This is a genomic window from Mesorhizobium sp. M0152 (assembly GCF_040322415.1).
Lineage (GTDB): Bacteria > Pseudomonadota > Alphaproteobacteria > Rhizobiales > Rhizobiaceae > Mesorhizobium.
Genome location: NZ_JAMYTH010000026.1, coordinates 77,796 through 89,399 on the forward strand (window position 1 = coordinate 77,796; position 11,604 = coordinate 89,399).

Here is an 11,604-nt window from a genome sequence, read left to right on the forward strand (position 1 = left end):
CCGCAAAAGTGTCGCACGGTTTTGCGACAAGGACCTGCGCCAAGACAAGAAAAGTAAAGCATGCTCTACGATATCAGGCTTCAGCTCCATTACGACTACGCCACGGCGGCCGGCGGCGGCCGGCATCAGATCCGTGTGCTGCCGCCGACGATTTCCGGCGTGCAGCGCGTCATCGCGGCGTCGCTCTCGCTTGCGCCGGCGCCTAACGAGCGATCGGACTTTTCCGACTTTTTCGGCAACAACGTCACTTCGGTCGTCTTTCGCGATGCGCATGAGACGCTCGACATCAGGATGAGCGCACGGGTTTCGGTATCGCGGCCCGAACCCGGGCTCGACGTGTCGCCCGACATCGACCGGCTCAGGCAGGAACTGACGGCGGTGCGGTCGCTGGCACCGGCCGCGCCGCACCATTTCCTGGCCGCCAGCGGCCACGCAGGCATTGATGCGGCGATTACCGCTTACGCACGCGACAGCGCCGGAGGATCGGCCGCCGGCATGGCGATCGACCTGTGCAACCGCATCCATCGCGATTTCACCTATGATGGCGAGGCGACAACGGTGCGAACCCTGGCCAGCGACGCGTTCCGGCTGAAGCGCGGCGTCTGCCAGGACTTTTCGCACATCATGATTGCGGGCCTGCGGGGACTCGGCATTCCGGCCGGCTATGTCAGCGGTTTCCTGCGCACCATCCCGCCGAAGGGAAAGCCCCGCCTGGAAGGCGCCGATGCCATGCATGCCTGGGTCAAGGTCTGGTGCGGGCGCGACGCCGGCTGGCAGGAGTTCGACCCGACCAACGGCATGCGGGCCAGCAACGACCACATCACCGTCGGCCATGGCCGCGACTATTCGGACGTGGCGCCGATCGTCGGCGTGCTGAAGACCACCGGCGGACAGGTCGCCGAGCAGGCTGTCGACGTCATTCCGGTCGTGCTCGAAAAGGCTTAGGAGTGGACCCGCATGCGCGAGGGGGCCTGTCGCTGCAATTCAGGCCTGTCAACTGCAGTTCAGAGTGGACAGGACGACTTCTCAAATGTAGACGCGGCGGCTAATCTCTATTCGTTTTGAAGGCACCAATAGTTGTATTCTTTATGCGCTGGAGCGCGAGGTCTGTAATTGAGAGCGGTCAGCGTCGTCATTCCTGCCCACAATGCGGCGGCAACCATCGCGACGACGCTGGCCTCGCTCGGCAGTGAGGCCGGGGTCATCGGCGAGGTGCTGCTGGTCGATGACGCGTCGACCGACCGTACGGCGGATGCGGCACGGCAGGCCGCGGCGCGGCTGTCGCTGCCGTTGCGTGTCTTGCCCGCCAAGTGCCGCGACGCCGGCGGTGCGCGCAACGTGGCGCTGGCGCAGGCGATCCATCCCTGGGTGTATCTGATCGACGGGGACGACCTGCATCTTCAAGGCGGGCTGCGCGCTTTGCTGCGGCGGGCGGAGAGCCAGCCGGCCGCAGACATGATCGTCGGCGCCTACCGGCGACGGGTGGATGGCCAGGACCGGAAGATCAAAGTGCCGAACGGCTATCAGGCGGGCTGCCTTGCAAACGCCTCGGCCTATGTCACAGGCGATATACGCTCGGTCGCGGTGGGCAGCGTGCTGGCATCGCGGCGGCTGATCGGGCAGACGCGGTTTCCCGTCGGGCTGGCCTATGACGAGGACACGCTGTTCTGGGCTCAGCTGATGAGCAAGGCATCGATGGCCATGATCGAGCAGCCCGTCATGGTTTATGAAGTTTCGCCGGAGCGTTCCGACGACCGTTTTGCCATCAACCCGGTGCGGCGTTTCCTGGAATGGCGCAAGGAACTGCGCACGCTCGCCGCTTGCAATATCCCGATCTCGGCGCTCAAGGCCAGGGAAGGGCTTGTCGCCCTCAAGATCGCCCGCGTCCACTACGCGCGTGGCGACCTGGACACCGCCGCGCGCTTCCTCGCGGTGGCGACGGCGGCGCCGAAACGGCGCTCGGAAGCCTGGCGGTGCCTGCGCTACAGGCTCAAGCTGGCGGTGCGGCGCCGGCTAGCGGCTCCGCCGATAGCGCTGCAAGGCGCCTTGTAGCTCGGCCCTGGCCAGCGGCCGGCGCGACCGGCTTTTCCGACGGCAGGGAACCAGCGGTCGGCCAGCGGCTTATCTACGGGGTATTTTCGTGGAGCCACCATGCTGGAGAGATCCGCATCGTCGCACGGCCGATCGGCTGCCGGCGACGTCGTGCCAAAAAACGGGGCGCAGATCGCGGCCGAAAAGGCATCGCTGACCTATGTCAGCGATGCCGAGCCCGGTATCCGGCGGCTGAAGACAGGCAACGGATTCACCTACAAGGGACCCGATGGGCGGCCTGTCGCTGCCGATACCAGGGCGCGCATCGAGGCGATCGTCATTCCGCCGGCCTGGACGGATGTCTGGATTTCGCCCGACGCCGACGGCCATATCCAGGCGACCGGCCGAGACCAGCGCGGACGCAAACAATATCGCTATCATCCGCAATGGGCCGAAGAGCGCGACGGCAACAAATATTCAAGCCTTGCCGCCTTCGCCGAAAGTCTGCCGGCCCTGCGGCAACGGGTAGACGCGGATCTGCGCCGGCACGGCCTGCCGCTCGAACGTGTCGTAGCGGCGGTCGTCTGGCTGCTCGACAACACGATGATCCGCGTCGGCAATGCCGCCTACGCCCGCGACAACAAAAGCTTCGGCCTGACGACGCTGCGCGACCGCCATGTCGATATCAGGGGATCGAGCCTGCGCTTCGCCTTCAAGGGAAAATCAGGCAAGGAATGGCGGCTGAAACTGGTCGATCGCCGCATCGCCGGGGTCGTACGCGGCGCCCAGGATCTGCCGGGCCAGAAGCTGTTTCAGTATCTCGACGAAGAGGGCAACAGGCGACCGCTGCGCTCCGACGACGTCAACCACTATATCAGGGAGGCAGCCGGCCCCGATTTCAGCTCCAAGCATTTCCGTACCTGGGGCGGGACCATCCATGCCGCGTCGCTGTTCGCGCAGACGGAATTGCCGCAAGGCGAGGCGCAACGGAAGCGGGCCATGAACAGCGTCATCGACAAGGTCGCCGAGCGGCTGGGCAACACGCGTGCCGTCTGCCGCCAATGCTACATCCATCCACGGGTTTTCGAGGCCTGGTCGCGAGGCCGGCTGCTCGATGAAATGGCCGAGGCCAACCAGCGCAAGCGGCCGATAAAGGGTCTCGACGACGAGGAAGCGCTGGTGCTGCGATGGCTTAAGGCCCACGAGCACTAGACCCGACGCCGCCAAATGCATGCCATCGATTTTTTTATCGCGCCGTGTCGGGATCGGTCCTAGTGTTTCGTCCTTTGACACAGAAGAGGACAAACCATGCTCTACGCTATCCTGTGCTATGCCTCCGAAGACGTCGTCTGCTCCTGGAGCAAGGAGCAGGACGATCAGGTCATGGCTAACCTCCTCGATGTCCAGCAGAAATACGCAGACGCCGGCCGGCTTGGCCCGGTGGCGCGGCTTTTGCCGACGACGGCGGCGACGACGCTGAGGAAGGTCAAGGGCGAATCGGTCGTCATCGACGGTCCGTTCGCCGAGACCAAGGAACAGTTCCTGGGTTTCTACACGCTCGAATGCGCCGATCTCGACGAGGCGGTCGAATTCGCGCGCGAACTTTCCGAGGTCAATCCGAGCGGCGGGTCCTATGAAATCCGGCCGGTATCCATCTTCAATCCCGCCAAGGTTCCCGCATGACCGAACTCGCCTGGATCAGCTCCGCGATCAGCGCCGCCCGCCCGCAGGCGATGGGCGCGCTGCTGCGCTATTTCCGCGATCTCGACACGGCGGAGGAAGCTTTCCAGGACGCGTGCCTCAGGGCGCTGAAGAACTGGCCGCAGAACGGGCCACCGCGCGACCCGGCGGCCTGGCTGATCTTTGTCGGCCGCAACAGCGGCATCGACGCGGTGCGCAAGCGCGCCAAGCAGGCGCCGATGCCGGAAGAAGACCAGATCTCCGATCTGGAAGACGCCGAGAGCGATATTGCCGAGCGGCTGGACGGCGCGCATTATCGCGACGACATATTGCGGCTGCTGTTCATCTGCTGCCATCCCGACCTGCCGGCGACGCAGCAGATTGCAGTGGCGCTACGCATCGTCTCGGGTCTCTCGGTCAAGCAGATCGCGCGCGCCTTTCTGGTCGGCGAGAGCGCGATGGAACAGCGCATCACCCGCGCCAAGGCGCGCATCGCCGACGCCGGCGTGCCGTTCGAGACGCCGGGCGCGGTCGAACGTTCCGAGCGGCTCGCGGCGGTCGCGGCCATGGTCTACCTGATCTTCAACGAGGGCTATTCGACCAATAGCGGCGAGGCGCCGGCCCGCGCGCCTCTGTGCGAGGAAGCGATCCGGCTCGCCCGGCTGTTGCTGAGGCTGTTCCAGACCGAGCCGGAGATCATGGGGCTGGCGGCGCTGTTGCTTCTCCAGCATGCGCGCGCGCCGGCCCGTTTCGACGAAAATGGCGAGGTCGTGCTGCTCGAGGACCAGGATCGCGGCCTGTGGAGCCGCAAGATGATCGACGAAGGGCTGGCGCTGGTCGACAAGGCACTGCGCCATCGCAAGCCCGGCCCCTACCAGGTGCAAGCGGCGATCGCCGCGCTGCATGCTCGCGCCGAAAAGGCCGAGGATACGGACTGGGTGGAAATCGACCTGCTCTACGGCCTGCTCGAACAGATGCAGCCGTCGCCGGTGATCACGCTCAACCGCGCGGTCGCGGTCTCCAAGGTGCGCGGCCCGCAAGAGGCCCTTGCCATGATCGAGCCGCTCGAACAGCGGCTTTCCGGTTACTTCCACTTCTTCGGTCTCAAGGGCGGGCTCTTGATGCAACTCGACCGGGGCGAGGAGGCACGTGACGCCTTCGACCGCGCCATTGCGCTCGCCAACACGGCGGCGGAAGCGGCCCATATCCGCATGCACATCGACCGCCTGATGAAAGAGGGCGCCATGCGGGCGCCGGCGCAGAAAGCAAACTGAGCGCCATTCTGCTTTTTTGCTCGATCGCGTCGTGGCTCAATCATGCGGCTTGGGCTTGGACCATGCCGGGGTGGCGATTTTCTCCCGAAACGCGTAATGGCACGCCATGACAGCGACCGAAGTGCCGGCAGGCAGGTGAGGGCGCAAGGCTTGGACCATCGCCATTTGATGGCGGGATCTGAAAAGGAACAAAAAATGACGATAGCGAAGGAAACGGCCGAGCTTCTGGCGAAACTGGGCGTGGCTGGAGAGGCGCTCGTCGGGGGCGACCTCGTCGTGCGCAGCCCGGTGACGGGCGAAGAGATCGCGGCTTTGAAGACGATTTCGCCGGCCGATGCGGCGAGCACCATCGATGCCGCGCACAAGGCTTTCCAGGCCTGGCGGCTGGTGCCGGGTCCCCGGCGCGGCGAACTGGTGCGGCTCCTAGGCGAAGAGTTGCGCGCGCACAAGACCGAGCTCGGACGGCTGGTGTCGATCGAGGTCGGCAAGATACCCTCCGAAGGCCTGGGCGAAGTGCAGGAGATGATCGACATCTGCGATTTCGCCGTCGGCCTGTCCCGTCAATTGTACGGCTTGACCATCGCCACCGAGCGCCCGGGCCATCGCATGATGGAAACCTGGCACCCGCTCGGCGTCGTCGGTGTCATTTCGGCCTTCAATTTCCCGGTCGCGGTGTGGTCGTGGAACGCAGCCCTCGCGCTGGTCTGCGGCGACGCGGTGGTGTGGAAGCCCTCGGAGAAGACGCCGCTGACCGCACTTGCCTGCGAAGCGATTTTTGCGCGCGCGGTGAAGCGCTTCGGCACTGATGCGCCGGCAGGGCTGGCGCCGGTGCTGATCGGCGACCGTGCCGTCGGCGAGATCCTGGTCGACCATCCCAAGGTGCCGCTGGTTTCGGCCACCGGCTCGACGCGCATGGGCCGCGACGTCGGCCCGCGGCTGGCCAAGCGCTTCGCGCGCGCCGTGCTGGAGCTCGGCGGCAACAATGCCGGCATCGTCTGCCCGACCGCCGATCTCGACATGGCGCTGCGCGCGATTGCCTTTGGAGCGATGGGCACGGCCGGGCAGCGCTGCACGACGCTGCGGCGCCTGTTCGTGCATGAAAGCGTCTACGACGCCCTGCTGCCGCGGCTGAAGAAGGCCTATCAGAGCGTCTCGGTCGGCAATCCGCTGGAGACGTCCTCGCTGGTCGGGCCGCTGATCGACAAGGCCGCATACGAGGCCATGCAGAAGGCGCTGAAGGAAGCTGCCGCCCAGGGTGGCAAGGTGACCGGCGGCACGCGTGTCGAGAACGGGCATCCGGACGCCTATTATGTGCATCCCGCGCTGGTCGAGATGCAAAACCAGGTCTCGCCGGTAACCGAGGAAACCTTCGCGCCGATCCTCTATGTGATGAAATATTCGGATTTCGACGCCGTGCTAGACGAGCACAACGCCGTCGGCGCCGGCCTGTCGTCGTCGATCTTCACCCGCGACCTGCAGGAATCCGAGCGCTTTCTCGGCGTCGACGGTTCGGATTGCGGCATCGCCAATGTCAACATCGGCACCTCCGGAGCCGAGATCGGCGGCGCCTTCGGTGGTGAAAAGGAAACCGGCGGCGGCCGCGAGAGCGGCTCCGATGCGTGGAAAGCCTATATGCGGCGCGCCACCAACACGGTGAACTATTCCAAGGCGCTGCCGCTTGCCCAGGGCGTCTCGTTCGACATCGATTGAGAACGCCGCTTCCGGCCCGGGTGACTTTGCTCAGCCGAGCCGTTTGTACCGGGGCAATCGCTTCAGATCGTTTCCAACTTGCCGAACCAACCGGTCGTCCAAGTCAGCGCTGCCCCTCACCTGCCTGCCCGTCCTCCGCAGCAGCTGCGGAGGGTGGACCGGCATCCTCTCTCCGTATGGTGACGGGGAGAGGAGCGCTCACGCCGGTTACGCCAATCCCCAACGTCGCAAGAAAGACCCGCAGGTTGCGGCCAGCCGCAGCGGCCAGTCTCAGCGGTCGGTGAAAAAACAGGCGTCGAAGGCACTGTCGACAATAGCCAGCTTGGCCGCCTGGACGGTCATGTATTCCTCGTAGAACCGGTGCGAGACCCACATCACCGAATGGCCGCGCTGGCCGAGCCAGCCGACGCTGCCAAGCTTCTCGGCGTCGCGTAGTTTGCGGCCAAGATGGGTGCGCGAGAGCTTGAGCCATCTGGCGAAGTCGCCGATCGAAACCACGCTGGTCGGTATCTGGTCCAGGCCGGCATCATCGGGATCGATGCCCGACATCAGCCAGTCCATGACGATACCGCCATTGTTGAGCCAGATGAACAGCGAAAAGGTCTGATTGGGCTCGCGCACCGGCTTGGAGGCAAGCAGACCGTCCGCCACCAGCGGCTGCAGCCTGGATACCATATCGGGTCGTTCCATGAACCTGGCCAGCCGGTCGCCACCGTCGATATGATCCAGCGTCCGCAGATGGGCAAGAACCCAGCCGGTGAATGTCCGCACGGTCGCTTCCGTCGGCTGCAAGGGGTGCGTGCGCCCATCCCCGCCCGCGACATACTCGGCAACCTTGTAATGCAGCATCTCCTTGATGAACGCGTCCGCCGTGTTGCGGCTGGCCACCGTGTGCCGGTGCACCACCTCGATGAACCGCGATACCGTCAGATCCTTGCGCCGGTCGAGCGGGTCACGCCTGAAGTGCATGGCGAGGCCGACATGACCCATCAGCCACCGCTGCTGCGTAGCGAAAATTGAAGCCAGCCGCGGGCTGTCCTCATAAATTCGGATCAGTGCCAGCGACTGTTCCTGAACGCAGCGATGCAGAGCCGGATGGCGGGCAATGTTTTCCAAATCCAGCGCCATCCGGCTGATGCTCCAATCCGACTCCACGGCCCGACTCCACGGCGAGTCACGGCCCATTTTTCAGCCGTTCAAGAATCGTGTCCAGAGGTACCAAATGCGGAGGCCAGGCCAAGCTCAATCTCGACCGGTTATGCCGCAGCTTGCTAACCGGTTTGCCATGCCTTGGAAACCCTTCCCAAGGCATGCGAGACGTCGAGCCCGTCTCTGCCGCCGCTTCGGCCCAGTGGGAATTCGCCGCGTTCTGGAATCGGCGCTCCGGAGGACCTGTCGGAGATGCCGTGCGAGTATTGCCGGTTGGCTCAGCCGTTTGGGTAATAGCCGCCGTCGGCGCCGTCGCCGATGTAGAAGCCGCCGCCTGCCGCGTTTCGCAGTTGCTGATCCAGGTCCCCGACCTGGCCGAGCAGATCCCGGTATGCGCCGCCGTCCGCGGCTGAGCGATAGATAGCGTCGGCCCTTGTCATCAGCTCGTGCTCCTGCTCGTCGGTGATCGCCTTGGCGGTCCTGGCGTGGATAATCCCTTGCTTCACGCCCTGGAGCTGGTCCAGCACTACTCTTGCTGCAACGGACATGCCTTGCGGTTCGACCCTGTGGCGTTGGACCGCGTAGGCGCTCGACAACGGGGCTGCCGCCAGGAGCGATGCGATCGCTATGATCCTTGGTGTAAAAATGCGCATGGTCGCGCCTCCCTTCATAGGGAAAGCGGTATGGGTATCGCTTTCCGAACACGGGCGCCCGTCGCGTCGCGGTGATCGTGTCATCGCCGGCGGTTCGTCGCCCGCAAATGCTCACATAGGGGTGTTGCAGTTCCTGGGATGGCAGGGAACGCAGAGTTGACATGTTGTGATCGCGGAAGCGCGGTTTCAGTCTGCTGCCGCTGTGTCGTCGAGCAGGCCCCAAGCGCCTCTCACTCGGCCGCTTGAACCCGGTTGGTCTGGATGATCGCGCGGATCTCGGAGCGGCAGGAGCCGCAATTGGTGCCGGCCTTCAGCGCGCCGCCGACGGCCTCGACGGTGGTGCAACCGGCCGCGACCGCCGCCACGATCTGGTTGACCCCGACGCTGAAGCAGGAGCAGACGGTGGCGCCCGCATCGGGCCGGTCGGCGCCGGCGCGACCGGCTACGATCCTGAAGCGTTCGCGCTGGCTGGCGTGGATATCTTCGAGCTGTTCAGCCGCCCAGCCACGCGATACCGCGACCGGGCCGGCGGCGATGAACAGGGCGCCGGCAAGACGGTCGCCATCGAAAGCAGCAATGCGATGCTGTCCGGCATCGCTGTCGTGATAGGCGAGCATCTCGGCCGCGGGTGCGTCGAAGAGCGCGCCGGCGAAGGCCGCCCAGTCGATCGCGTCGTCATCGAAGGCAAGCTCGACCCGCCAACCGCCCCGGCATCTGGCAACCGCCCAATAGGCCGCCGTCGCCGGTTCCGGCCGATTGCGTGTCACGGCGAAACCGAAGGTCTTGGCGGCGAATTTTTCGATGCGCGCCGCTACATGTTTCAGTGCCGGCTGGCCCGAGACCGGATCGACGAGCGGCGCGGTGAGCGTGTCAAGCCGGCTCCTGCCGGCGAACTGGTCGGTCCAGTGCATCGGCGCGAACACACTGCCGCGGCGCTGGCGAGCCGTAATCAGGGCGCGGACCAGCACTTCGCCGCGCGGACTGGAGACGCGCACGATGTCGGCGTCGCCGATGCCGTATTGCTGGGCATCCGCCGGATGGATTTCGACGAAAGGCTCGGCGATGTGCTGGGACAGCCGCGGGCTTTTGCCGGTCCGCGTCATCGTGTGCCAATGGTCGCGGATACGGCCGGTGTTGAGGATAAGCGGGAATTCGGGACTGGTGCGGGTGTCGGTTGCCGGGCGGATGACGATGAATTTGGCTTTGCGGTCGGGTGTGTAGAAATTGCCGTCGGCGAAGAAGCGGGTGCTGGAAAGTCCATGTCGAGCTTGAGCGCTCGCCTCTGTCCTGCCGGACATCTCCCCCGCAAGGGGGGAGATTGGCTGTTTCGGCGATGGCGCTCGCTCTGCGACATTGGCAATTAGCGAAGGCGGCCCCAGCAGCCGATCTCCCCCCTTGAGGGGGAGATGGCCGGTAGGACAGAGGGGGGTGGCTGGGCTCGGAGCCGGCCACTGGAACGGCTCAAGCGCTGCATAGCTCTCATCATCAATTCCAGCATAAGTCCCAATATCGAAATCCCGCGCGCCGTCATTCTCGAACCTGGACAGCGCGGCATGCTCGCCAAAAATCTCGGCCGGCGCGTCATAGGAAAACGCCTCGCCGAACCCCATCCGCTTGCCCACTTCGGCAATGATCCACCAGTCGGGCCGCGCCTCGCCGGGCACGCCCAAAAAGGCGCGCTGGCGTGAGATGCGGCGCTCGGAATTGGTGACGGTGCCGTCCTTCTCGCCCCAGGCGGCGGCCGGAAGCCGGACATGGGCATGGCGGACGGTATCGGTCCTGGCCAGCACATCGGAAACCACGACGAACGGGCAGGCCTTGATCGCGGCTTCGACAGCATCGGCATCCGGCATCGAGTCGACCGGATTGGTGGCCATGATCCACAGCGCCTTGATGCGCCCGTCGGCCACGCCCTTGAACATCTCGACCGCTTTGAGGCCGGGCTTTTCGGCAATTTCAGGCGCGTTCCAGAAGCGCCGCACGCGGTCGCTATGCTCGGGGTTTTCGATCTCCATATGGGCGGCGAGCATGTTGGCCATGCCGCCGACCTCGCGGCCGCCCATGGCGTTAGGCTGGCCGGTGACCGAAAACGGGCCCGCGCCGGGCTTGCCGATACGCCCGGTGGCGAGATGGCAGTTGATGATGGCGTTGACCTTGTCGGTGCCCGACGACGATTGGTTCACGCCCTGGCTATAGACCGTCACGGTTTGGGGAGTGGCGGCAAACAGGCTGTAGAAACGGACAAGCTCATCCTCGCTCAGGCCGGTGGCGGCGGCGATGCCGGCAAGGTCGAGCGCCGAGGCAGCGAAAAGGGCTTGTCCGAAGCCGGTGGTATGCGCGGTGATGTAGGCGCGGTCCAGAGCGTTGTGCCGGCCGAGATAGGCGAGCAGCCCGGTGAACAGAGCGACGTCGCCATCGGGCGCGATCGCCAGATGCATGTCGGCGATATCGGCGGTCATGGTGCGGCGCGGGTCGACCAGCACGATCTTCATCTCGGGCCGTTTTTCGCGGGCCGCCGCGATGCGCTGGTAGAGCACGGGATGGCACCAAGCGAGATTGGAGCCGACCAGCACGATCAGGTCGGCAAGCTCCAGGTCCTCGTAGGTTCCAGGCACCGTGTCGGAGCCGAAGGCGCGGCGGTGGCCGGCGACCGACGAGGCCATGCAGAGCCGCGAATTGGTGTCGATATTGGCCGAACCGACGAACCCTTTCATCAGCTTGTTGGCGACGTAGTAGTCCTCGGTCAGCAGTTGCCCGGAGACGTAGAAAGCGACCGCATCGGGGCCGTGCTCGGCGATGGTTTGCGAGAAGGTCGAGGCGACGAGGTCGAGCGTCTCGTCCCAGCCGGCGTGGCGGCCATCAATCTCCGGACGAAGCAACCTGCCGTCGAGGTCGATGGTCTCGGCCAATGCCGAGCCCTTGGAGCAGAGCCGGCCGAAATTCGCCGGATGGTCGGGGGGGGGGGGGGGGCCGGCGGGGGCGACGCCCGCGCGCGCCCGCCCCCCCCCCCCCCCCCGCCCCCCCGCCGCGCCCCCCCCCCCCCCCCCCCCCCTCCCCACCCCCCCCCCCCCCCCGCCCCCCCCCCCCCCCCCCCCCCCCCCCCAGCC

Annotated in this window: 9 protein-coding genes; 6 read left to right on the forward strand and 3 right to left on the reverse strand. The window is 65.5% G+C overall.

What is annotated here, in order from left to right; translation table 11 throughout:
• The first annotated feature begins 60 nt into the window (after positions 1–60).
• From NKJ26_RS23435 to amaB, 6 genes are all read left to right on the forward strand, one after another.
• A complete protein-coding gene (locus NKJ26_RS23435; RefSeq protein ID WP_352603253.1) occupies positions 61–945 on the forward strand; it encodes a transglutaminase family protein in 885 nt (294 codons plus the stop codon).
• Between the two features lie 168 nt (positions 946–1,113).
• Entirely contained in the window at positions 1,114–2,052 is a 939-nt protein-coding gene (locus NKJ26_RS23440) for a glycosyltransferase family A protein (RefSeq protein ID WP_352603255.1), read from the forward strand.
• A gap of 99 nt (positions 2,053–2,151) precedes the next feature.
• On the forward strand, positions 2,152–3,243 hold the full coding sequence (locus NKJ26_RS23445; protein WP_352603257.1) for a DNA topoisomerase IB: 1,092 nt from the start codon (positions 2,152–2,154) through the stop codon (positions 3,241–3,243).
• A 96-nt stretch (positions 3,244–3,339) separates the two neighbouring features.
• Entirely contained in the window at positions 3,340–3,714 is a 375-nt protein-coding gene (locus NKJ26_RS23450) for a YciI family protein (RefSeq protein WP_352697422.1), read from the forward strand.
• A complete protein-coding gene (locus NKJ26_RS23455) occupies positions 3,711–4,985 on the forward strand; it encodes an RNA polymerase sigma factor (RefSeq protein WP_352697424.1) in 1,275 nt (424 codons plus the stop codon). Before NKJ26_RS23450 ends, NKJ26_RS23455 begins: the two co-directional genes overlap by 4 nt.
• 195 nt (positions 4,986–5,180) lie before the next feature.
• On the forward strand, positions 5,181–6,695 hold the full coding sequence (amaB, locus tag NKJ26_RS23460; RefSeq protein WP_352697426.1) for an L-piperidine-6-carboxylate dehydrogenase: 1,515 nt from the start codon (positions 5,181–5,183) through the stop codon (positions 6,693–6,695).
• Positions 6,696–6,965: 270 nt separating this feature from the next.
• On the opposite strand, the gene NKJ26_RS23465 is transcribed toward amaB, so the two are convergent.
• From NKJ26_RS23465 to NKJ26_RS23475, 3 genes are all read right to left on the reverse strand, one after another.
• Positions 6,966–7,823: a hypothetical protein gene (locus NKJ26_RS23465; RefSeq protein ID WP_352603265.1), complete on the reverse strand. Its 858-nt coding sequence runs from the start codon at positions 7,821–7,823 to the stop codon at positions 6,966–6,968.
• A gap of 299 nt (positions 7,824–8,122) precedes the next feature.
• Positions 8,123–8,497 (reverse strand): hypothetical protein, encoded by a 375-nt coding sequence (locus NKJ26_RS23470; protein WP_352697437.1) that lies wholly within the window; start codon positions 8,495–8,497, stop codon positions 8,123–8,125.
• 230 nt (positions 8,498–8,727) lie between these two features.
• Positions 8,728–11,406 carry a nitrate reductase gene (locus NKJ26_RS23475; protein ID WP_352697438.1) on the reverse strand — a complete coding sequence of 893 codons (2,679 nt, stop codon included), beginning with the start codon at positions 11,404–11,406 and terminating at the stop codon, positions 8,728–8,730.
• Between the last annotated feature and the right edge of the window lie 198 nt (positions 11,407–11,604).

Excerpts from the sequence above, each read along its gene's own strand:
- NKJ26_RS23435 (WP_352603253.1), top strand. The coding sequence starts at position 61 with ATGCTCTACGATATCAGGCTTCAGCTCCATTACGACTACGCCACGGCG.
- NKJ26_RS23450 (WP_352697422.1), top strand. The coding sequence starts at position 3,340 with ATGCTCTACGCTATCCTGTGCTATGCCTCCGAAGACGTCGTCTGCTCC.
- NKJ26_RS23445 (WP_352603257.1), top strand. The coding sequence starts at position 2,152 with ATGCTGGAGAGATCCGCATCGTCGCACGGCCGATCGGCTGCCGGCGAC.
- NKJ26_RS23465 (WP_352603265.1), bottom strand. The coding sequence starts at position 7,823 with ATGGCGCTGGATTTGGAAAACATTGCCCGCCATCCGGCTCTGCATCGC.
- NKJ26_RS23470 (WP_352697437.1), bottom strand. The coding sequence starts at position 8,497 with ATGCGCATTTTTACACCAAGGATCATAGCGATCGCATCGCTCCTGGCG.
- amaB (WP_352697426.1), top strand. The coding sequence starts at position 5,181 with ATGACGATAGCGAAGGAAACGGCCGAGCTTCTGGCGAAACTGGGCGTG.
- NKJ26_RS23455 (WP_352697424.1), top strand. The coding sequence starts at position 3,711 with ATGACCGAACTCGCCTGGATCAGCTCCGCGATCAGCGCCGCCCGCCCG.